Consider the following 21,237-nt stretch of genomic DNA (forward strand, 5'->3'; position numbering starts at 1 on the left):
TGGCGTTGACTTTTGGCACGCTGTTGAGTTCTCAAGGAACGGACGCTTCCTTTGTACTCACCCTCTCGGGCTTTCCTCCGGGCGCTTCCCTTCGGCATTTCGTGTTTCCAACCTTACCAGATCTGTTTTCCGTTCCGTTCCCGGTTCGGATTTCATTTCCGGTGGCCGTTGGAGGGCCTTTGCCTTTTGGCTGCCTCGCGGCTGCCCTTCGGCGTGTTCACTACGTTAGCGGATTCCCTCCGCAACTCATAATCGAGTTCCGCGGGTTCGAATTTCTGCATGCGAGCATGCGAAATAAGCCCCCGCCGAGGGGAAGTCGTAGGTAGTGGTTGGCCGCTTCCGGCTCCCGACAGATTGTCGTACCCGGTTCAGCGGCTCGGACTACGTTACGGAGGCACCAAGGCCGCGTCAAGTTCGGCGGTGTCGGGGCGTATGGGCCCGATAAGGGCTGACCGTAGGGTCGTTGGCCGTCCAGAAGCGCCAGGGGTGGACGCCGCCCTCCCCCGCCACCCCTGTACGGGGACCGCTCTTGACCTGGTCGGGGCGGGGAGGGGTGCCGGTCAGCACCATGAAGGGGGCGGGCCGCTCCCCACAGACGTCGCTGCCGTCGAGGCTGCGGTCCACGTCAAGGGCGGTGGCCAGGCGGGCCGGGCCTTTGGCCAGTTCCTTGTCGTTGCGGGCCGATAGTCGACGTTTGCGGGCCAGCTCGGCACCGGCCGTGACCTCTCCCGCGCGGAGCAGGACCGCGCCCGCCGTGCCCTGTGGACCGCACACCAGGTTCATGCAGTGCCACATGCCGTAGGTGAAGTAGACGTACACGTGTCCGGGCGGCCCGAACATCACGCCGTTGCGGGCGGTCCGGCCGCGATACGCGTGCGAGCCGGGATCGGCCTCTCCCGCGTACGCCTCCACCTCTGTCAGGCGCAGCTCGATCGGACCGGCCTCCGAGTCCCGTACGAGGATGCGGCCCAGGAGGTCGGGCGCGACCTCCAGGACGGGGCGGTCGAAGAAGTCCCGGGTGAGGGGCGTACGGTCAGGGGCCGCGATCATGGCGTACGAGCGTAGTGCACCCGGTCCGTGCGTACGGGTGGTCCTCGGGCCGTCCGATTGCCAGGGTGATGACACGGAACCGCGCACGGTCCCCTCGCGTTTGTACGGATCAAGGATTCAAGTCGAGTCGAGCCACAGGCGGCGGCCTGGGGAGTGGAGAGTCATGGGGTTCAAGAAGCTGCTCGCGAGTCTTGGGGCCGGTGGTGCCTCGGTCGAGACCGTGCTGACCGAGGTCAACGTGGTGCCGGGCGGCGTGGTCCAGGGTGAGGTGCGGATCCAGGGCGGGTCCGTGGACCAGCAGATCGAGGGGCTCTCCGTCGGCCTCCAGGCCCGTGTCGAGGTGGAGAGCGGCGACCAGGAGACCAAGCAGGACATCGAGTTCACCAAGGTGCGGCTCGGCGGCGCCTTCACGCTGCAGGCCGGCCAGGTGCACGCGGTGCCGTTCGGTCTGGAGATCCCCTGGGAGACGCCGGTCACGAGCATCGACGGTCAGCAGCTGCGCGGCATGAACATCGGTGTGACCACCGAGCTGGAGATCGCGCGCGCCGTGGACTCGGGCGACCTCGACCCGATCAACGTGCACCCGCTGCCGGCACAGCAGGCGATCCTCGACGCCTTCATCCAGCTGGGCTTCCGCTTCAAGAGCGCGGACATGGAGCGCGGTCACATCCGGGGCACGCGGCAGAAGCTGCCGTTCTACCAGGAGATCGAGTTCTACCCGCCGCAGCAGTACCGCGGCCTGAACCAGGTCGAGTTGAGCTTCGTCGCGGACGACCGCGAGATGGACGTCGTCCTGGAGATGGACAAGAAGCCGGGCCTGTTCAGCGAGGGCAGCGACTCGTTCCGGTCGTTCAAGGTGGGGCTGAACGACTTCCAGGGCACGGACTGGGCCGCGTACCTCAACGAGTGGCTGTCCCAGGTCGGCAGCAAGCGCAACTGGTTCTAGGCTCGGACAGGATCAACGAGGACCAACAACCAGGAGGTGCCGACGTGACCGAGCTCAAGAGGCCGCCGCTTCCCCATGACTTCCACCCGCCCGTGCCGTCGTTCACGGTCGCCAGTGAGGACTTCGAGCCGGGTGCGGTGCTGAAGGACGCTCAGGTCTACGCGGCCGGGAACACCTCGCCGCAGCTGCGGTGGGAGGGCTTCCCGCCCCGGACCAAGAGCTTCGCCGTGACGTGCTTCGACCCGGACGCCCCCACGGGCAGCGGGTTCTGGCACTGGACCGTCTTCGACATCCCGGTCTCGGTCACCGAGCTGCCGACGGGGGCGGGCAGCGGCAAGTTCGAGGGGCTGCCGGAGGGCGCCGTGCAGGTGCGCAACGACTACGGCACGAAGGACTTCGGGGGCGCCGCCCCGCCGCCCGGGGACCCCGCGCACCGCTATGTCTTCACCGTGTACGCGGTGGACCAGGAGAAGCTGGGCCCGGACTCGGACGCCTCTCCGGCGGTCGTGGGCTTCAACCTCCGGTTCCACACGCTCGCGCGGGCGCACGTGCTCGCGGAGTACGCCGCTCTCCCCGAGAGCTGAGCAGCCGTAATGAACTGAGCGTTCATCGGTTGTTTGCCCGCCTCTGGTCATGGAAGTGATCAGAGGCGGGCATTTTTTATTTTGTTGTCCATCTCGGCGTGCCCGGCCAGAGTTGATCCCAGCCCGCCAGGCGGTGGGCCGGTGCATACGGGAGGTGGGCAGGTTGATGCGGGACACGCTGGTGCTGAACGCGAGCTTCGAGCCGCTCTCGACGGTGACGCTCAACCGAGCCGTCGTTCTGGTGCTCCAGGACAAGGCCGTGGTCGAGCAGGCCCATCCCGGGCTCCGTGTGCGCGCGGCCGCGATCGACATTCCGGTGCCGCGGGTGATCAGGCTGTGCAGGTTCGTGCGGGTGCCGTTCCGAAGACAGGCCCCCTGGTCGAGGCGGGGTGTGCTGGTCAGGGACCGGCACCGGTGCGCGTACTGCGGCAGGCGCGCGACGACGGTGGACCACGTGGTGCCGCGGTCGCAGGGCGGCGCCGACTCGTGGCTGAACACGGTCGCTTCGTGTGCGACGGACAATCACCGCAAGGCGGACCGGACGCCGGAGGAGGCGGGGATGCCGTTGTTGCGGCAGCCCTTCGAGCCGACGCCCGCGGACGCGATGCTCCTGTCGCTCGGGCGGGACGAGTTGGCCTCCCTGCCGGACTGGCTGGCGCAGCCCGCGGCCTAGACCTCGACGACCACGGCCCGCGGCCGGACACCGACTGGTGTCCGGCCGCGGGCCGTTCCGGGCTTGTCGCGCTCCCGCGCGTCAGTCGATCGGCGGCTGTTCGCGGCGTTCGGTCGCCGCCGGGGCGCTCGGGCCGCCGCCCAGCGGGCCGAAGTTGCCGATGGCGCCGGACAGGCCCTTGAGGGCGTCGCCGATCTCGCTGGGCACGATCCAGAGCTTGTTGGCGTCGCCTTCGGCGATCTTCGGGAGCATCTGGAGGTACTGGTAGGAGAGGAGCTTCTGGTCCGGGTCGCCGGCGTGGATGGACTCGAAGACCGTGCGGATCGCCTGGGCCTCGCCTTCGGCCCGCAGCGCGGCGGCCTTGGCCTCACCTTCGGCGCGCAGGATCGCGGACTGCTTCTCGCCCTCGGCGCGCAGGATCTCCGACTGCCGGACACCTTCGGCCTGGAGGATCGCGGCGCGCTTGTCACGGTCGGCGCGCATCTGCTTCTCCATCGAGTCCTGGATGGAGGTCGGCGGCTCGATCGCCTTGAGCTCGACGCGGTTGACGCGGATGCCCCACTTGCCGGTGGCCTCGTCGAGGACGCCCCGGAGCGCGGCGTTGATCTCCTCGCGGGAGGTCAGGGTCCGCTCCAGGTCCATGCCACCGATGATGTTGCGCAGGGTGGTGACGGTGAGCTGCTCGATCGCCTGGATGTAGCTGGCGACCTCGTACGTCGCGGCCCTGGCGTCGGTCACCTGGTAATAGATGACCGTGTCGATGTTGACCACCAGGTTGTCCTGGGTGATCACCGGCTGGGGCGGGAACGGCACGACCTGTTCACGCAGGTCGATGCGGTTGCGGATGGAGTCGATGAACGGGACGACGATGTTGAGTCCCGCGTTCAGCGTTCTCGTGTAGCGGCCGAAGCGTTCGACGATGGCCGCGCTGGCCTGTGGGATGACCTGGATGGTCTTGATCAGGGCGATGAAGACCAGCACCACCAGAATGATCAGGACGATGATGATTGGTTCCATCGTGGTTCCCCGTACCCTTCATGCCTCGGCGAAGATCTTGCTGGTCGAGTCTGTCAGACCGCCGCACGGCCTGTGGGCCATTCACATGACGACGGCCGTGGCCCCGTCGATCTCGACGACGTCCACCTCCTGGCCGGGCTCGAAGGCGCGCTCGGTGTCGAGGGCGCGGGCCGACCAGATCTCGCCCGCGAGTTTGATGCGTCCGCCGCCGGCGTCGACCCGTTCGAGGACGACGGCGGTCCTGCCCTTCAACGCGTCGACTCCGGTCGCCAGTTCGGGGCGCTGGGAGCGTTGCCGGGCCGCGACGGGGCGTACGACGGCGATGAGCGCCACCGAGACGGCGGCGAAGACCACCACTTGGAGGACCGTGCCGCCGCCGAGGCCCGCGGTCACGGCGGCCGCGACGGCGCCCACCGCGAGCATGCCCAGCTCCGGCATCGCGGTCAGTACGAGCGGGATTCCGAGCGCGGCGGCGCCGATCAGCCACCACACCCATGCGTCGATGTCCACATGGTCATGGTAGGACCGCCGGTCCTGTTCGGGACAGGGTGCCGATCAGTCGGTTCGCGCCGGTGCGGCCGGTACCGCGCGCCCGTCAGCCGAGGGGCAGGCCCGTGGCGGTCCAGCGCTCGCCCTTCTGCTCGACGACCAGCGGGAGGCCGAAGCAGAGGGAGAGGTTGCGGGAGGTGAGCTCCAGCTCCAGGGGGCCGGCCGCGAGGACCTTGCCCTGGCGGATCATGAGGACGTGCGTGAAGCCGGGGGCGATCTCCTCGACGTGGTGCGTGACCATGAGCATCGAGGGGGCGATCGGGTCGCGGGCGAGGCGGCCGAGGCGGCGGACGAGGTCCTCGCGACCGCCGAGGTCGAGGCCGGCGGCGGGCTCGTCGAGGAGGAGGAGCTCGGGGTCGGTCATGAGGGCGCGGGCGATCAGGGTGCGCTTGCGCTCGCCCTCGGAGAGGGTGCCGAACTTCCGGTCGAGGTAGTCGCTCATGCCGAGGCGGTCGAGGAAGGCGCGGGCGCGCTGCTCGTCGACGTCCTCGTAGTCCTCGTGCCAGCCGGCGGTCATGCCGTAGGCCGCGGTGAGGACCGTCTGGAGGACGGTCTGGCGCTTGGGCAGCTTCTCCGCCATGGCGATGCCGGCGACGCCGATGCGCGGGCGCAGCTCGAAGACGTCGGTGCCGGGCGTGCCGAGGGTCTCGCCGAGGATGGTGGCGGTGCCGCTGCTCGGGAAGAGGTAGCTGGACGCGACGTTGAGGAGCGTGGTCTTGCCCGCGCCGTTCGGTCCGAGGATGACCCAGCGCTCCCCTTCCTTGACCGACCAGGAGACCTGGTCCACCAGAGCCCGGCCCTCGCGGACCACGGATACGTCCTCAAGCTCCAGTACATCGCTCATGAGCGCGCTGTCTCCCATTGCAGTCTCGGTCGTCGCTCGCGCCTGTGGACGCGGCCCCCGGATAAAACCTACGCCACCGGCCGACGGTTCCTGTCGTGAGCCCGGTCCTTAGGCTGTGTGCATGCTCTCGGAACCACGCTCAGGACGCCTGGCCGCATGGGGAAATGCCCTTTTGGCCGGACTTGTATCCCCGGATGACGCGGCGCTCGCGATGGTCGGCGAGGACGCGGTGCACCGGGTCGAAGGACTCCCCGGGGAGCCGGGGCCGGTCGGGCTCACGCTCGCCATGGGCCGCCTGCGCGGTCTCGGGGTGACGGGCTTTCGGGTGGCGCTGCCCGCGCCGGGGCATCCGCTCGGGCTGAGCGGACCGCCCGAGTTCAACGCGCGCGCCCTGGAGGCGGAGGAGGCCGTGGTCGCGTTCGGCGCGCCGTACGGTCTGGTGCCCGAGGTGTACGAGGCCGGGCCCGACGGCGACGTACACGTGGAGGTCGTCTGGCACTGTCTGCCCGTGCGCGAGGCGCCGCCGGCGGACGTGCCCTCGCTCGGCGAGGCGGAGCGCGAGCTCGCGGAGGCGCTGCGGGAGGCGACGGAGGTCCTGTCGCGGCTCGACGTCGCCGGGTCGGGTCCGGTCGCGGAGGCGGCGCTCGACGCGTACCGGGCGCGCGCCGAGCGGGGGCGCGAGGTGCTCGCGCCGGGGTATCCGCCGCGCGCGGTGCGGGTGTTGGAGCTGGCGCAGCGGGTCGCGCTGCTGATCTCCCTCGCGTACGCGAACGGGCCCGGCGGGGCCGTCAGTGCCTCGGAGATGGCCGCGCGGGGACAGGCGCTGCGTCCGGTGGAGCGCACGGCCCGGCGGGCCCAAGTGGCCGCGTACAACGCGTATGTGGAGGAGCGGGAGCGGCGCTGAGGGCCGGGTACGGCGAAGGCCCCGCGGACCGTGCGGTCCGCGGGGCCTCGTGTGCCGGTGGAGGCGGTGCGTCAGTCGTTGACGGCGTGGTTGCCGAAGGCCGGGTTGAGCACACCGATCACGTTGATGCTGTCGCCGCTCACGTTGACGGGGACGTGCACCGGGACCTCGGCGTGGTTGCCGGAGCCGACGCCCGGGGACTGGGTGGCCGCGCCGTTGGCGTCCGCGTCGGCGAACGCGGCGCCCGCGGAGCCGCCCGCGGCGATACCGGCGACGGCGACGGCCAGGGCGGCCTTCTTGGCGATGTTCATGGGAAGCGTTCCTCCTGCTGGAATTTCCGTACGCGACCCCAGCCGTGGGGTCGCACGCTGGGAAACGCCTGGGCCGTCCGGATGACACGGGGCGCGGCGGCGATGCCCTCTTTTGGATCAATCACCGTGCGAACAGCGGAACTTGAGGGCGCGTGACGCGTTACGAGCCCCGCGCGCGGGCCCGCGCGCAACGCCGGACCGGCCCCCCGGGGAAGTACTCCGGGGGGCCGGTGGTCACCTCTGTGGCGTGCGTCAGTGGTTGACGCCGTCGTTCGCGAAGGCCGGGTTGAGGGCGCCGATGACGGACACGGTGTTGCCGACCGCGTTCACGGGGACGTGCACCGGGGCCTGAACCAGGTTGCCCGAGCCGACGCCCGGCGACTTGACGGCCTCGCCGTTCGCGTGGGCACCGCCGGTGGCGGAGGCCATACCGGCGCCGGCGGCGACGAGGCCACCCGCTACGAGCGTGACGGCAGCGGCCTTCTTCAGGTTCTTCACTTCTTGACCCTCCTTGCGATCGCCGCGACCAGCCGTCGCGGCACGCACTGGAGAACGGCCGGGCGCACCACAGGATGCGCCGCGCCCGGGATGCTCACACGACGGTATGAATCTCAGACCGGAAGGTGACGGTCCGCGCTGACTCCGCCGGGTGTGCGCCCGCGCCGTCCGGTCATCCGGTCACGCCGTGCCGCACCGCCCAGAGCGCGGCCTGGGTGCGGTCGGCGAGGTCCAGCTTCATCAGGATGTTCGAGACGTGGGTCTTGACGGTCTTCTCGGAGAGGACGAGGGCGCGGGCGATCTCGCGGTTGGAGCGGCCGTCGGCGATCAGGCCGAGCACCTCGCGCTCGCGCTCGGTGAGCGACCCTCCCCTGCCCTGGCCGCCGCCCGCCTCCTCCTGGCTGAGCAGCGCGCCCGCGACCTCGGGCTGGAGCAGGACGTGCCCCGCGTGCACCGAGCGGATGGCGCCGGCGAGGGCGTCCGGGTCGACGTCCTTGTACACATAGCCCGCGGCGCCGGCGCGCAGGGCCGGGACGACCGTGCGCTGCTCGGTGAAGCTGGTGACGATGAGCACGCGCGCGGGGTTGGCCAGTTCACGGAGCTTGCGCAGCGCCTCGACGCCGTCCATGCCGGGCATCTTGACGTCCATCAGGACGACGTCCGGCTTCAGCTCCTCGGTCCGCGCGACCCCTTCGGCGCCGTCCGACGCCTCGCCGACGACCTCGATGTCCTCCTGGACCTCAAGGAACGTGCGCAGACCGCGGCGGACCACCTGGTGGTCGTCGACCAGCAGCACCCGGATCCTGTTGTCAGCCACCGGGGACCTCCATCTCGATCGTCGTGCCCTTGCCGGGCTCCGATTCCACGGTCAGCAGTCCGCCGACCCCGCTCGCCCGGTCCCGCATGGAGACCAGACCCAAGTGCCGCCCCGCGCGCCGTATGGCCGTGGGGTCGAAGCCCGTGCCGTCGTCCGTGACGCGCAGGACGGCGCCGGCGCCGCGCTTGTCCAGGACCACCGTGACGCACTCCGCGCCGGAGTGCCGCAGGGCGTTGTGCAGAGCCTCCTGGGCGACCCGCAGCAGGGCCGCCTCCTGGGAGGCCGGCAGCGCCCGCACGCCGTTGGACTCGAAGGTGACCTTCGCGGAGTGCGCGCGGTGCAGGACCTGGGTGTGGGTGCGCAGCGTGGCGACCAGGCCGTCCTCGTCGAGGGCCGCGGGGCGCAACTCCACGACGGCGGCGCGCAGTTCGTCGGCCGCCTCGGCCGCGAGCACCGCCACCTGCTGCAACTCCCCCTTGGCCCGGGACGGGTCGCGGTCCACCAGGGCCGCGGCGGCCTGGGCGGTCAGGCGCAGCGAGAAGAGCTTCTGGCTGACGGCGTCGTGGAGTTCGTGCGCGAGGCGCGAGCGCTCCTCGGCGATGGTCAGTTCGCGGCTGCGCTCGTACAGCCGGGCGTTCGTGAGGGCGATGGCGGCGTGCTGGGCGAGGAGGGTGAGCAGTTCCTCGTCGTCCGCGGTGAAGCCGCAACTGCCCTGGATCTTGGCGCACTTCTTGTTGGCGAGGAAGAGCGCGCCGAGCGTCTCGTCGCCGTAGCGGATCGGCAGGCCGAGGAAGTCGGACATGTCGGGGTGGGCGGCGGGCCAGCCCTCGAAGCGGGGGTCCTCGCGCACGTCGGCCAGGCGCTCGGGCTCGGCCTTCTGGAGCATCGCGGCGAGGATGCCGTGCTGGCGGGGCAGCGGGCCGATGGCCTTCCACTGCTCGTCGCTGACGCCGTCGACGACGAACTGGGCGAAGCCGCCGTGGTCGTCGGGGACCCCGAGCGCGGCGTACTCGGCGTCGAGCAGTTCGCGGGCCGAGGCGACGATCGTCTTGAGGACGTCGCGCACCTCCAGGTGCCTGCTCATGGCGAGGAGCGCGGAGCTCACCGCGTTCAGGCCGGATCGGGGTCCTTGACTCATGGCCACACCGTACCGGCGCGCCGTGACCGTGCGTATCCGACCTGTGGAGGCGTCCGCCTAGGGCGCGGGGCCTAGGCCGGTGGTCCGTACTAGGGCGAAGGGCCCCGGGAAGTTGCGGCTCGCGCACGAGGTGGGCGGTGCGGGGCCGTTCCTACGGTGGGGTCGTCCGGTGCGGGGCCGAGGACGCGGCCGCCGGACGCGAGACGACCCGAGGGGACGGATGTCATGCCGGTAGCGATCATCACGGGGGCTTCGAAGGGGCTGGGGCGCGCGCTGGGCGCGGCGCTCGCGGAGAGCGGCTGGGATCTCGTGCTCGACGCGCGGACCGCCGCCGTCCTGGCGGAGTCGGCCCGGGAGCTGGGCGAGCACGGCACGCGTGTGGAGGCGCTCGCCGGGGATGTGACCGACGCGGGGCACCGCGCGGACCTGGTGGCCGCGGCGCGGCGGCTCGGCGGGCTCGATCTCCTGGTCAACAACGCCAGCGCGCTGGGCGCGGAGCCGCTCGTACGCCTGGACGGGCTGGCGCTCGACGGGCTGCGGGCGGCGCTGGAGACGAATGTGGTGGCGGCGCTGGGTCTGGTGCAGGAGGCGCTGCCGCTGCTGCGGCGCTCGCCCGCGGGGGCGGTCCTGAACCTGAGCTCGGACGCGGCGGTCGAGGCGTACGAGACATGGGGCGGGTACGGGGCGTCCAAGGCGGCCCTGGACCACCTCTCGGCGGTCCTCGCCGAGGAGGAGCCCGGGATCCGGGTGTGGGCGGTCGATCCCGGGGACATGCGGACGGATCTGTACCAGGCGGCGGTGCCGGTGGACGACGCGTCCGGGCGGCCGCTGCCGGAAAGCGTGGTGCCGGCGTTCCTGCGGGTGCTCGCGGAGCGGCCCGCCAGTGGCCGTTACGCGGCGCCCGCCCTGCTCGGGGAGGCGCGGTGAGCGTGGCGGGCGCGCCGCCGTGCGTGCCGGACTCCCTGCACGCGCGCGTGCCCGCCGAGCAGCGGGGGCCGGGGCGCGGCAGGGACGCGGTGCGGCTGCTGGTGTCGTACGGCACGGAGGTCGCGCACCACGCGTTCCCGGAGCTGCCCGCGCTGCTGCGGGCAGGGGACCTGCTCGTCGTCAATACGTCGCGGACTCTGGCGGCGGCCGTGGATGGTCGGCTCGGGCACGCGCGCGTGGTGGTGCATTTCTCGACGCGGGGCGAGGACGGGCGCTGGGCGGTGGAGCTGCGCGATCCGGACGGGCGGGGCACGACGCGCGCGCGGGCCGGTGGACCCGCCGGTGCGGTGGTGCGGCTCCCCGGGGGCGTACCCCTTGTATATGAGGAGCCGATGGCGGCGGGGAGCGGGCGGCTGTGGTGGGTGCGGGTGGCTGCGGACGTGCCGGAGCTGTTGCGGCGGCACGGGCGTCCCATTCGTTACTCCTATACAGAGAGGGACCAGCCGCTCTCCGCGTACCAGACCGTCTTCGCGCTGCCGTCGGCCGATGGGGCGGGGAGTGCGGAGATGCCGAGCGCGGGGCGGCCGTTCACGGCGGTGATGGTGGCGGAGCTGGTGAGCCGGGGCGTGCAGTTCGCGCCGGTCACGCTGCACACCGGGGTCGCCTCGCAGGAGGCGCACGAGCCGCCGTACCCGGAGCTCTTCGCGGTGCCCGAGGCGTCGGCGCGGCTGATCAACGCGGCCAGAGCGGGCGGGGGCCGGGTGGTGGCGGTCGGGACGACAGCGGTGCGGGCCGTCGAGTCGGCGGCGGGGGCCGACGGGGTGGTGCGGGCGGCGGCGGGCCGGACCGAGCTGGTGGTCACCCCGGAGCGCGGGGTGCGGGTGGTGGACGGTCTGCTGACCGGGCTCCATGAGCCGGAGGCGTCGCATCTGCTGATGCTGGAGGCCGTGGCGGGCCGGGCGGCGGTCGAGCGGGGGTACGCGGAGGCGGTACGCCGTCTCTACCTGTGGCACGAGTTCGGCGACGTCCACCTCCTCCTGCGGGAGGACGTTCCTCACTGAGAGCGTTGCTGGGGCAACGGTTGGTGAGACTGTTACACGTCCGATGTGAGCCCGCGCATAGGACGCACATCACGTACGAAGGTCCCTAGTGGATAAGGAATCCCTTTATGTACCGGGGGTGCGTGGCCGTCGGAGGCATCGGCGCACCCCCTGATCCACTACCCGGGATCGTACGTCACACCTTTGCCACGGAATTTTGCTGCCGCTAAGAATTGCTCCCGTCGCTCGGCGCCGCGGTCTCACCACCGCGGCGTTTGTGCCGGAGAAGCAACCTGTCCCCGCCGGACCAGAGCGACCTCCGCTACTCGAAGAGGTCCACTCGCATGTCCCAGCACAGCACTCCTGGTCATAGTCGCAGCGCGCTGACCAAGACCCAGAAGTTCTCGATCGCCGGTGTCGCCACGCTCGGCGCCGCCGCCCTCGCCTTCTCCCTCGTGCCGGGCAGCTCCGAGGCCACCGCTCAGGCCGCCGACGTCTCCCCCGTGGCCTTCGTCGCGTCCGCCGACGCGCAGCAGGCGGTCCACGCGAGCGTCTCCAAGCAGCAGTCGAACGCCGACAAGCAGGCCAAGGCCGCCGCGGCGAAGGCCGCCGCCGACAAGAAGGCCGCCGACGAGGCCGCCGCGAAGAAGAAGGCCGAGGACGAGCGGAAGGCCAAGGAGGCCGCGAGCCGCGCCGCCGCCCGCAAGCCCGTCTACACCAACAACCTCGACGGCTGGATCCGCCAGTCCCTGGACATCATGAAGTCCAAGGGCATCCCCGGTTCCTACGACGGCCTGCACCGCAACATCATGCGCGAGTCCACGGGCAACCCGAACGCCATGAACGGCTGGGACATCAACGCCATCAACGGCACCCCGTCGATCGGCCTGCTCCAGGTCATCCAGCCGACGTTCAACGCGTACCACGTCGACGGCACCTCGACGAACATCTACGACCCGGTCGCCAACATCACGGCCGCCGCCAACTACGCGGCCGACAAGTACGGCTCGATCGACAACGTGAACGGCGCCTACTGAGCCTTGATCGCCTGATCAACGGACCTCTTCAGCCGACGGCGAGGCCCACGGACGCCGAAGGGCGGCACACCACTCGGGGTGCCGCCCTTCTCGTGTGCCCGGGGCACTTACTTGCGCATGACCTCCGGCTCGTGCCGGCGCAGCAGGCGCGCGACCGCGAAGCCGCAGGCGATGCCGAGCAGCAGCAGGACCGTGATGTTGAGGCCCCACTGGCCGACCGAGTGCTCCCACAACGGGTCCAGGTCGTTCGGCTTCTTCGGGTCCCACGGCGGCATCAGGTGCGCGAGGTCCAGCGTGGAGCCCGCACCGGCGATGGCCCAGCGGGACGGCATCAGCCAGGCGAACTGCTCCAGGCCCGGCGAACCGTAGATCTGGAAGAGCACGCCGGTGAAGACGACCTGGACGATCGCGAACATCACCAGGAGCGGCATGGTCTTCTCGGCGGTCTTCACCAGCGAGGAGATGACCAGGCCGAACATCATCGAGGTGAAGCCGAGCGCGATGATCGTCAGGCAGATCTCCACGGCCGGCGGCATGATCAGGCCTTCCTTCGGCAGCTCGCGCGGGGCGAAGCCGATGGCGCAGATGATGACGCCCTGGATGGCCGTGATGACGCCGAGAACGATGACCTTCGACATCAGGTACGCCGAGCGGGACAGGCCGGTCGCCCGTTCCCGTTCGTAGATGACCCGTTCCTTGATCAGCTCACGTACCGAGTTCGCGGCGCCGGAGAAGCACATGCCGACCGCGAGGATCAGCATGATCGTTCCCGCGTCGCCGTTGAACTTGGACGGCGGCTTGGGCGGTCCCAGACCGAAGTCCGCCGGAATGACGACGCTGACGACACCGAGGACCGCGGGCAGGATCACCATCAGGCCCAGGAAGCCCCGGTCGGAGGCGATCACCGAGGTGTAGCGGCGGATCAGGGTCCACAGCTGTGAGCCCCAGCCCTGCGGCTTCGGCGGCCGGACCGCCTGCGGCGGCGGCATCGGTACGGACTGCGCGGCGACGGCGTCGATGTCCGCGGCGTACATCTGGTAGTGCTGCGAGCCCTTCCAGCGGCCCGCCCAGTCGTAGTCGCGGTAGTTCTCGAAGGCCGAGAAGACGTCGGCCCAGGTGCTGTAGCCGAAGAAGTTGAGGGCTTCCTCCGGCGGACCGAAGTACGCCACCGAACCGCCCGGCGCCATCACCAGGAGCTTGTCGCAGATCGCCAGCTCGGCGACCGAGTGCGTGACGACGAGGACCGTGCGGCCGTCGTCGGCGAGGCCGCGCAGCAGCTGCATGACGTCGCGGTCCATGCCCGGGTCGAGGCCGGAGGTCGGCTCGTCCAGGAAGATCAGGGACGGCTTGGTCAGGAGCTCCAGGGCCACGGAGACGCGCTTGCGCTGGCCACCGGAGAGGGAGGTGACCTTCTTCTCCTTGTGGATGTCGAGCTTGAGCTCGCGCAGCACCTCGTCGATGCGGGACTCGCGCTCGGCCTCCGTGGTGTCCGCGGGGAAGCGCAGCTTGGCCGCGTACTTGAGGGCCTTCTTGACGGTCAGTTCCTTGTGCAGGATGTCGTCCTGCGGGACCAGACCGATGCGCTGGCGCAGCTCGGCGAACTGCTTGTAGAGGTTCCGGTTGTCGTAGAGGACGTCGCCCTGGTTGGCGGGCCGGTAGCCGGTGAGCGCCTTGAGCAGGGTGGACTTGCCGGAACCCGAGGGGCCGATGACCGCGATGAGCGACTTCTCCGGGACGCCGAAGGAGACGTCCTTGAGGATCTGCTTGCCGCCGTCGACCGTGACCGTGAGGTGGCGGGCCGAGAAGGAGACGTCACCGGTGTCGACGAACTCCTCGAGCTGTCCGCCCACGAGGCGGAAGGTCGAGTGGCCGACGCCGACGATGTCGTTCGGGCCGATCAGGACCGTGGACGACTTCGGGATCGGCTGGCCGTTGACGTAGGTGCCGTTGTGGGACCCGAGGTCGTGGATCTCGAAGCGGCCGTCGGGCGTCGCCGTGAACTCGGCGTGGTGACGCGAGACCTGGAGGTCGGAGACGACGAGCTCGTTCTCCAGGGCACGACCGATGCGCATCTTGCGGCCGAGTGCCAGCTGGTGGAACGTCGTCGGGCTGCGGTCGCCGTAGACCGGCGGTGCCCCCGCGGCGCCACCGGAACCAGGAGTCTTCTGCGCGTACACCTCAGCCGGTCCGCCCTGCTGCTGCGGCACGTGCGGCTGATGCTGCTGGGGCTGCTGAGGCTGCTGTTGCTGCCAGCCCTGCTGCTGCGCCTGGTACGGCGCCTGCTGCTGGGGTGCCTGCTGGTGCGGGGCCTGCGCGGCCCATCCCGGCGCCTCCTGCTGGGGCTGCTGGGGCGCGTGCTGCGGCGCGGCCTGCTGCTGGGCCTGCTGCGGCGCGGAGACGGCGGCGGCCGCCGCGCCCGAGGCACCACCGGACAGATTCAGCCGCGGACCGTCGGTCGCGTTGCCCAGATGGACGGCCGAACCGGGCCCGATCTCCATCTGGTGGATCCGCTGGCCCTGCACGAAGGTGCCATTGGTACTGCCGTGGTCCTCAATGACCCAACTGCGCCCGCTCCAGCTGATCGTCGCGTGCCGCCAGGAGACCCTGGCGTCGTCGAGCGAGATGTCTCCCTGCGGATCGCGTCCGAGGGTGTATGGCCTGGACGCGTCGAGCGTCCAGGTCCTTCCATTCAATTCCAGTACGAGTTCCGGCACTCCATGCCCCACTGAGTTGTCCCCCGAGCTAGCCCCCATCGATGGGGAGTCTAGGGATGTCGAACATCGGGAGGAACTATTTCAGGCGGAGGCCTCTGACCGAAAGTCGGGCCTTGTGAAGACTGCGTACGAGCGTCAAGGGTTGCCCCGTTGACGGGGAAGAAATCGGCCCGGAGAGTGGTAAGCGCCCATCAGTCCCCATCAGTGCACACGGATCATGCGCATTGAGCGCATCCCGCACATATGGGGCAACGCGCTGCGGTTCGGGGGTTCCTGATGGAGGCCGTCTCACACGTCTCCCACGTCTCACACAAGGACGAGCGCCGGAGCGTGCGGTGGGGCGACGTCGTGCTCTCCGCGATCGCCGCCGTGAGCTGGGCGCTGATCGGCATGGCGGGGACCGCCGCGCTCGGACTGCATCTGCTCGGCGCGGACGCGGTCGGCGCGCTCGGGCCGATGACGGCGGCGACCGTCGCGCTCGGGGTGGGCGGGTCGGTCACCCCGTCCGGCGACGTCTCGGCGTTCGGCCTGGACGGGGCCGAGGCCACCACCGCGATCGACATCGCGCCACTCGGCGTCGGTCTGGTGGGCGCGTTGCTGCTCGCGTACTTCTTCCTGCGCTCCTTGCGCGGGGCGGGAGCCGTCGTGGCGCCCGCCGAACTCGTCGCACGCGTGGGCGCGGTGATCGCCCTCTTCGCGGCGATGCTCGCGGGGCTCGCCTGGGTGGGCCACGACGTCATCACGATCGACGGCAAGCAGCTCGGCATCGACAAGGGGATCGAGAAGGGCATCGACCAGTTGCCGGGCGGCATCGGCGACAAACTGCCCGGCGGGATCGGGGACATCGGCGGGCTGCTGCCCGACCGGCTCGGGGACCTGATGAAGGCGAAGGCCTCCGTCGGCTTCACCGTCGAGACGGCGCCGACGCTGCTCGGCGGGACGATCTGGGTGGCGGGCGTCCTGCTCGTCGCGCTGCTCGCCTCGCGGCGCACCCCGCTGCCGCGCGCGCTCGACGCGCTGCACCGGGTGGTGCGTCCTGCCGTCTCCGCGCTGGTCACGGTCGTCCTGGTGGCGGTCGTCGCGGGCCTCGCCGCGGCGGCGTACGCGATGGTCGGCGACGACCACCCCAAGCGGATCGCGGGAGCCGCGCTCCTCGGGACGCCGAACGGCGTGTGGCTCGGCATACCCGTCGGCCTCTTCGTGCCGTGGGACGGCAAGGCCACGGGAGCGCTCACGCGGTTCCTGCCGGATCCGGTGGACGATCTCCTGGCCGGCTCCTCCGACAAGCCGCTCACGCTCGGGCGGCTCGCCGAACTCGACGGCAGGGTCTGGCTGCTGGGCGTCGCGACGGTGCTGATGATGCTGTTCGCGGGGGTCCTGACGGCCGTGCGTACTCCTTATGTACGTGAGCGGATGTCCGCCGTGGGGTTCGCGGGGCGGTGCGGGGTGCGGCTGGGGGCCGTGACGGCGCTCGGGCTGCCGCTGCTGGCGTGGCTGACCGAGGTGTCCGCCGACGCCTCGCTGTCCGTGTTCGGCTTCGACGCGTTCGGCGCGGGGATCGACCTGCACGCGCGGCTGGGGACGGCGGTGCTGCTGGGGGCCGCGTGGGGGCTGGGCGCCGGAGTGGTGGGAGCGCTGCTCGCGGTGGCGACCGGGGCGGCGGGCGGCAGGGCGTCGCCGTTCGCGCTGGCGGGGGTGGCCCCTTCCGGGGCGGAGGGGTACGGGAGCCCGTCCGAGGCGGAGGGGTACGCGGCCCCTGGCGACGCGGAGGGATACCCGGTCCCCGGCGATGCGGAGGGATACGGGAGCGGGAGCCGGGGGGCGGGGCACGCCGAGGTGGGGCCGTACCGGCCGGGCGCCCCGTACCGGCCGCCGAACCCCGACACCAATCCCTATTTACGGGTGCCGCGGACTGCCCGGGAACCGTGGACGCCCGAGCCGCGACAGCAGTCTCAGCCACCATCGCAGCCTCGGACACCACAGCAGCCCCAGAGGTCTCAACAGCCTCAGCCCCCTGAGAAGCCACGGACTTCCCGGGACGTGTCCGGTGCGCCGACCGTCGCGGGGCCCGTCGTGCCGCCGCCCTCCCCGTCGAAACGAGACCGCTCCCGCTCGGGGGACTGGCCCCCTCCGCCGCCGCCTCCCCCGCCACCGCCGGAGAAGGGGCCGCGCAGGCCCCGCTGACGTGTCACGCGGCGGGGCGGGAGGCACGGTGTCCGGCACGCGGACCGTCCCGGCACCCGCGCGGGGCGGACGGATACCGTAGGGCTCACCATGAGTGCTTCGCAGCCCCCTCAGCCCTCCGACGTCCCGACGCTCCTCGTCAAGATCTTCGGCAAGGACCGCCCCGGCATCACCGCCGGTCTCTTCGACACCCTCGCCGCCTACTCCGTCGACGTCGTCGACATCGAGCAGGTCGTCACCCGCGGCCGCATCGTGCTGTGCGCGCTCGTGACCGAGCCGCCCGCCGGCCTGGAGGGCGACCTGCGTTCCACCGTCCACAGCTGGGCGGATTCCATGAAGATGCAGGCCGAGATCATCTCCGGCATCGGCGACAATCGGCCCCGCGGGCTCGGGCGTTCGCTGGTGACCGTGCTCGGCCACCCCCTGACCTCGGAGTCGACGGCCGCGATCGCCGCCCGCATCACCGCGACCGGCGGCAACATCGACCGCATCTTCCGGCTGGCCAAGTACCCGGTCACCGCCGTGGAGTTCGCGGTGTCCGGCACGGAGACCGAGCCGCTGCGCACGGCCCTCGCGACGGAGGCCGCCAAGCTCGGCGTGGACGTCGCGGTCGTCGCGGCGGGCCTGCACCGCCGCGCCCAGCGCCTGGTCGTGATGGACGTCGACTCGACGCTCATCCAGGACGAGGTCATCGAGCTCTTCGCCGCGCACGCCGGGTGCGAGGCCGAGGTCGCCGACGTGACGGCCGCCGCGATGCGCGGCGAGCTGGACTTCGAGCAGTCGCTGCACGCCCGCGTGGCGCTCCTCGCGGGCCTCGACGCCTCGGTCGTCGACAAGGTCCGCTCCGAGGTCCGGCTCACCCCGGGCGCCCGGACCCTGATCCGCACCCTGAAGCGCCTCGGCTACCAAGTGGGCGTCGTCTCCGGCGGGTTCACGCAGGTCACCGACGACCTGAAGGAGCGCCTCGGCCTCGACTTCGCCCAGGCCAACACCCTGGAGATCGTCGACGGCAGGCTCACCGGCAAGGTGACGGGCGAGATCGTCGACCGCGCGGGCAAGGCCCGTCTCCTGCGCCGCTTCGCCACGGAGGCCGGTGTTCCGCTGGAGCAGACCGTCGCGATCGGCGACGGCGCGAACGACCTCGACATGCTGAACGCGGCGGGCCTCGGGGTCGCCTTCAACGCCAAGCCCGTGGTCCGCGAGGCCGCGCACACCGCGGTGAACGTGCCCTTCCTGGACACCGTCCTCTATCTCCTCGGCATCACCCGCGAAGAGGTCGAGGCGGCGGACACCCACACCGACTGACGCACGCACGGCGTCTCTCGTAGGTCATCTCCCCGTACGTCGTCGTCTTCCCGTACGTCTTCTCTCCGTACGCCCTCTCTCTCGTACGTCGAAGGGGCCCGGCACCACGATGGTGCCGGGCCCCTTCACGGTGGACGGGACGGGACTACTCGGACGGCGCCCAGTAGTCGACGAGCGTGGCCACGCCGGGCTCCAGCGCCTTCCACGAGCCGCTGTAGGTCAGGACCGCGAAGGCCGCGGTCGGGAAGCCCCGGCGGTTCAGCCGCACCTGGGCGTCGCCCTCGGCCTCCCCCGCCAGGACGTCGGTCAGGCCCTGGACCCCGGGGTTGTGACCGATCAGGACGAGGTTGCGCACGTCGTCCGGGGTTTCGTTGAGCACGGCGATCAGCTCGCCGGGAGAGGCCTCGTACAACCTCTCCTCGTAGACGGTCTTGGGACGCTGCGGGAGCTCCTGGACGGCGAGCTTCCAGGTCTCGCGGGTCCGGGCCGCGGTCGAGCAGAGGGCCAGGTCGAAGGGGATGCCGCTGTCGGCCAGCTTGCGCCCGGCGACCGGGGCGTCCCTGCGGCCGCGCTCCGCGAGCGGGCGCTCGTGGTCGGAAACCTGCGGCCAGTCGGCCTTCGCATGCCGGAAGAGGACAATCCTGCGGGGTTCTGCGACGCTCATGCATCCCAGCTTCGCATGAAACCCGCCAATGGGCGCAGGGAGTTGGCGTGGTCCCTCACCACGGGTGACGCCGGCGACGAAGGGGGGCTCACGGGGCCGTGTGCAGCACCATCGTCTGTATGCGCTCCAGGAGGTTGGTGACGACGGGCTCGCTGGTCGCCGCGTGTGCGTCCACCGGGTTGAGGATCAGCAGGAGCAGGGCCGCGAAGGCGACGGCGGGGAGGGCGATGGCCCACCACGGGAGCTGGATCTCGATGCTGCCCGACTCCGCCGGGTCGCGCCGGGTGTGCGATCGGGCCGACATGCCGCCTCCGTGGTCTTCGAGTGTGCTGCGCCGCGTCGTCGCGGACACAACTCGAAGTTAGGCGATCGGCGACCCTCAACCCATCCGGAGATCCACCCACTTGACCCTGACACTGACCCCCTAGGGGATGGTGGGGGTAGCACCACCATCGACGCGTCGGCGCCCCGCCGGGTCCGGCCCGGACGGGGGCGGGGTCACGGCGAGGCGACGGAGGCGACGATGCCGATGATCACGGTGATGGCCAGCATCGCGCCGAGCACGATGAGCAGCTTCTTCTGGCCGTTCTGGGGGTTCGGGTCGAGGACGGGCATACGGCCAGTCTCGCACCCTTTGCCCGTCCGGCCTCCGCCGGGGTCAGGCCGCCCGGACCCGCGCCTTGGCCGCCACCTCGTCCTCGACCGTGCGGTTGCGGCCGGCCAGGGTGCCGATGACGATCTGCGGCACCATCAGGCCCGCCATGAGCGCGATGGGCAGACCCCAGCCGCCGCTGTGCTGGTAGAGCACGCCCACCAGGAGCGGCCCGGGGATGGAGATCAGGTAGCCGGTGCTCTGCGCGAACGCGGACAGCTTGGCCACGCCGACGCTGCTCTTGGCCCGCATGCCGACCATCGTCAGGGCCAGCGGGAAGGCGCAGTTGGAGATGCCGAGCAGCAGCGCCCAGGCCCACGCGCCGCCCGCCGGGGCGAGGTAGAGACCGGCGTATCCGGCGAGTCCGCAGGCGCCGAGGACCATCACGACGGGGCCCTGGTTGGTCAGGCGCGTGGCCACCCTGGGGATGACGAACGCCAGCGGCACGCCCATGGCCATCGTGACGGCGAGCAGCACGCCGGCCTCGCTCGCGGGGACGCCCGCGTCGCGGAAGATCTGCGGCATCCAGCCCATCGTGATGTACGCGGCCGTGGCCTGGAGCCCGAAGAAGACGGCGAGCGCCCAGGCGGTGCGGCTGTGGGTGATGCGCAGTCCGTCGTCCTCCTGGCGCACGGCGGCGCTCACGTGCTCCGGAGCGGCGGCGCCGGCCGCGCCCCGGTCGCGGACGAGCGGGATCCACGGCACCACGGCGACGACGGCGAGCGCCGCCCACACGGCGAGCCCGGTCTGCCAGCGCCCGCCGAGCGCGTCGGTCATCGGGACCGTGAGGGCCGCGGCGAGGGAGGTGCCGAGCGCGAGCGCCATGGAGTACAGGCCGGTCATCGAGCCGACCCGGTCGGGGAACCAGCGCTTGACGATCACCGGCATCAGGACGTTGCTGACCGCGATGCCCATGAGGGCGAGGGCGGTGGCGGCGAGGAAGCCCGCCGTACCGCCGAGGAAGGGCCGGATCACCAGGCCCGCGGCGATGGCGGCCATGCCGACGCACACCACCGCGCTCGGTCCGAAGCGCCGGGCGAAGCGGGGCGCCATCACTCCGAAGACCGCGAAGCAGAGCGGCGGCACGGAGGTGAGCAGGCCCGCGAGGGTGCCGCTCATGCCCAGGCCGTCGCGCACCTCTTCGAGGAGGGAGCCGAGGCTGGTGATCGCCGGGCGCAGGTTGAGGGCCGCGAGGACGATGCCGACGGTGACGAGCCGCGTCGCCCACGCGCGCGTGGGGGCCTGTTTCCCGCTCTCGGCCGTCACTGCCGTCTCCGTGCGTATCGCTTTCGATGCCGGCGTCATCGTCCCGGTTTCCTCACTAGCCATGGAGCCATCATAGAATCATGGGATGATTGGCTGTCCAATCCGAATGCGTCACAC

At 71.1% G+C, this 21,237-nt stretch carries 22 protein-coding genes; 9 read left to right on the top strand and 13 right to left on the bottom strand.

The features are described 5' to 3' along the window. Positions 1-408: 408 nt before the first annotated feature. Positions 409-1,050: a DNA-3-methyladenine glycosylase gene (locus AB0L89_RS35510; protein ID WP_365150756.1), complete on the bottom strand. Its 642-nt coding sequence runs from the start codon at positions 1,048-1,050 to the stop codon at positions 409-411. 163 nt (positions 1,051-1,213) lie between these two features. On the opposite strand from AB0L89_RS35510, the gene AB0L89_RS35515 reads away from it, so the two are divergent. The 3 genes from AB0L89_RS35515 to AB0L89_RS35525 all read left to right on the top strand — a co-directional run bounded on the left by AB0L89_RS35515 (position 1,214) and on the right by AB0L89_RS35525 (position 3,253). Beyond that, positions 1,214-1,996: a sporulation protein gene (locus AB0L89_RS35515; protein ID WP_365150759.1), complete on the top strand. Its 783-nt coding sequence runs from the start codon at positions 1,214-1,216 to the stop codon at positions 1,994-1,996. Between the two features lie 44 nt (positions 1,997-2,040). Then, positions 2,041-2,580, top strand: a complete 540-nt coding sequence (locus AB0L89_RS35520) for a YbhB/YbcL family Raf kinase inhibitor-like protein (protein WP_365150762.1) — start codon at positions 2,041-2,043, stop codon at positions 2,578-2,580. 166 nt (positions 2,581-2,746) lie between these two features. Next, positions 2,747-3,253: an HNH endonuclease gene (locus AB0L89_RS35525; RefSeq protein ID WP_365150765.1), complete on the top strand. Its 507-nt coding sequence runs from the start codon at positions 2,747-2,749 to the stop codon at positions 3,251-3,253. Positions 3,254-3,334: 81 nt separating this feature from the next. On the opposite strand, the gene AB0L89_RS35530 is transcribed toward AB0L89_RS35525, so the two are convergent. The 3 genes from AB0L89_RS35530 to AB0L89_RS35540 all read right to left on the bottom strand — a co-directional run bounded on the left by AB0L89_RS35530 (position 3,335) and on the right by AB0L89_RS35540 (position 5,663). Then, the gene (locus tag AB0L89_RS35530; RefSeq protein ID WP_365150768.1) at positions 3,335-4,270 is read right to left on the bottom strand and encodes an SPFH domain-containing protein; all 936 of its coding nucleotides are present in this window, start codon (positions 4,268-4,270) and stop codon (positions 3,335-3,337) included. Positions 4,271-4,351: 81 nt separating this feature from the next. Next, positions 4,352-4,780, bottom strand: coding sequence for an NfeD family protein (locus tag AB0L89_RS35535; protein ID WP_365150771.1), 429 nt, complete (start codon positions 4,778-4,780; stop codon positions 4,352-4,354). Positions 4,781-4,865: 85 nt separating this feature from the next. Further along, positions 4,866-5,663, bottom strand: coding sequence for an ABC transporter ATP-binding protein (locus AB0L89_RS35540; protein WP_069887236.1), 798 nt, complete (start codon positions 5,661-5,663; stop codon positions 4,866-4,868). A gap of 121 nt (positions 5,664-5,784) precedes the next feature. Between AB0L89_RS35540 and AB0L89_RS35545 the strand changes: the two genes are divergently transcribed. Next, positions 5,785-6,567 carry a hypothetical protein gene (locus tag AB0L89_RS35545; RefSeq protein WP_365150776.1) on the top strand — a complete coding sequence of 261 codons (783 nt, stop codon included), beginning with the start codon at positions 5,785-5,787 and terminating at the stop codon, positions 6,565-6,567. A gap of 71 nt (positions 6,568-6,638) precedes the next feature. Here the strand turns inward: AB0L89_RS35545 and AB0L89_RS35550 are convergent, their stop codons facing one another. The 4 genes from AB0L89_RS35550 to AB0L89_RS35565 all read right to left on the bottom strand — a co-directional run bounded on the left by AB0L89_RS35550 (position 6,639) and on the right by AB0L89_RS35565 (position 9,331). Then, positions 6,639-6,878 (bottom strand): chaplin, encoded by a 240-nt coding sequence (locus tag AB0L89_RS35550; protein ID WP_069887229.1) that lies wholly within the window; start codon positions 6,876-6,878, stop codon positions 6,639-6,641. A 252-nt stretch (positions 6,879-7,130) separates the two neighbouring features. Beyond that, on the bottom strand, positions 7,131-7,376 hold the full coding sequence (locus AB0L89_RS35555) for a chaplin (protein WP_069887228.1): 246 nt from the start codon (positions 7,374-7,376) through the stop codon (positions 7,131-7,133). 172 nt (positions 7,377-7,548) lie between these two features. After that, positions 7,549-8,193, bottom strand: a complete 645-nt coding sequence (locus AB0L89_RS35560; protein WP_365150780.1) for a response regulator transcription factor — start codon at positions 8,191-8,193, stop codon at positions 7,549-7,551. Continuing rightward, positions 8,186-9,331, bottom strand: a complete 1,146-nt coding sequence (locus tag AB0L89_RS35565; protein ID WP_365150783.1) for a GAF domain-containing sensor histidine kinase — start codon at positions 9,329-9,331, stop codon at positions 8,186-8,188. Before AB0L89_RS35565 ends, AB0L89_RS35560 begins: the two co-directional genes overlap by 8 nt. Positions 9,332-9,556: 225 nt before the next feature. On the opposite strand from AB0L89_RS35565, the gene AB0L89_RS35570 reads away from it, so the two are divergent. The 3 genes from AB0L89_RS35570 (at position 9,557) to AB0L89_RS35580 (ending at position 12,335) form a co-directional block, all read left to right on the top strand. Then, on the top strand, positions 9,557-10,258 hold the full coding sequence (locus AB0L89_RS35570) for an SDR family NAD(P)-dependent oxidoreductase (protein ID WP_365150786.1): 702 nt from the start codon (positions 9,557-9,559) through the stop codon (positions 10,256-10,258). Beyond that, positions 10,255-11,319 carry an S-adenosylmethionine:tRNA ribosyltransferase-isomerase gene (locus tag AB0L89_RS35575; RefSeq protein WP_365150789.1) on the top strand — a complete coding sequence of 355 codons (1,065 nt, stop codon included), beginning with the start codon at positions 10,255-10,257 and terminating at the stop codon, positions 11,317-11,319. The genes AB0L89_RS35570 and AB0L89_RS35575 overlap by 4 nt, the downstream gene beginning before the upstream one ends. Positions 11,320-11,642: 323 nt before the next feature. Further along, positions 11,643-12,335 carry a transglycosylase SLT domain-containing protein gene (locus AB0L89_RS35580; RefSeq protein ID WP_365150792.1) on the top strand — a complete coding sequence of 231 codons (693 nt, stop codon included), beginning with the start codon at positions 11,643-11,645 and terminating at the stop codon, positions 12,333-12,335. Between the two features lie 107 nt (positions 12,336-12,442). Here AB0L89_RS35580 and AB0L89_RS35585 read toward each other — a convergent pair whose 3' ends face one another. Beyond that, positions 12,443-15,049, bottom strand: a complete 2,607-nt coding sequence (locus AB0L89_RS35585; RefSeq protein WP_365150795.1) for an FHA domain-containing protein — start codon at positions 15,047-15,049, stop codon at positions 12,443-12,445. 276 nt (positions 15,050-15,325) lie between these two features. Here AB0L89_RS35585 and AB0L89_RS35590 point away from each other — a divergent pair, with 276 nt between their 5' ends. Continuing rightward, positions 15,326-17,233, top strand: coding sequence for a streptophobe family protein (locus AB0L89_RS35590; RefSeq protein WP_365150798.1), 1,908 nt, complete (start codon positions 15,326-15,328; stop codon positions 17,231-17,233). Positions 17,234-17,323: 90 nt separating this feature from the next. Continuing rightward, positions 17,324-18,538 (top strand): phosphoserine phosphatase SerB, encoded by a 1,215-nt coding sequence (gene serB / locus AB0L89_RS35595; RefSeq protein WP_365150801.1) that lies wholly within the window; start codon positions 17,324-17,326, stop codon positions 18,536-18,538. A 145-nt stretch (positions 18,539-18,683) separates the two neighbouring features. Here serB and AB0L89_RS35600 read toward each other — a convergent pair whose 3' ends face one another. From AB0L89_RS35600 to AB0L89_RS35615, 4 genes are all read right to left on the bottom strand, one after another. Beyond that, positions 18,684-19,202 (bottom strand): histidine phosphatase family protein, encoded by a 519-nt coding sequence (locus AB0L89_RS35600; RefSeq protein WP_365150804.1) that lies wholly within the window; start codon positions 19,200-19,202, stop codon positions 18,684-18,686. An 88-nt stretch (positions 19,203-19,290) separates the two neighbouring features. Beyond that, a complete protein-coding gene (locus AB0L89_RS35605; RefSeq protein ID WP_365150807.1) occupies positions 19,291-19,506 on the bottom strand; it encodes a hypothetical protein in 216 nt (71 codons plus the stop codon). 194 nt (positions 19,507-19,700) lie between these two features. Continuing rightward, positions 19,701-19,817, bottom strand: a complete 117-nt coding sequence (locus AB0L89_RS35610; RefSeq protein ID WP_107102012.1) for an SGM_5486 family transporter-associated protein — start codon at positions 19,815-19,817, stop codon at positions 19,701-19,703. A 43-nt stretch (positions 19,818-19,860) separates the two neighbouring features. After that, the gene (locus AB0L89_RS35615; protein WP_365150810.1) at positions 19,861-21,183 is read right to left on the bottom strand and encodes an MFS transporter; all 1,323 of its coding nucleotides are present in this window, start codon (positions 21,181-21,183) and stop codon (positions 19,861-19,863) included. Positions 21,184-21,237 lie beyond the last annotated feature (54 nt).

This window comes from Streptomyces sp. NPDC052114, assembly GCF_040680155.1.
Classification (GTDB): Bacteria; Actinomycetota; Actinomycetes; order Streptomycetales; family Streptomycetaceae; genus Streptomyces.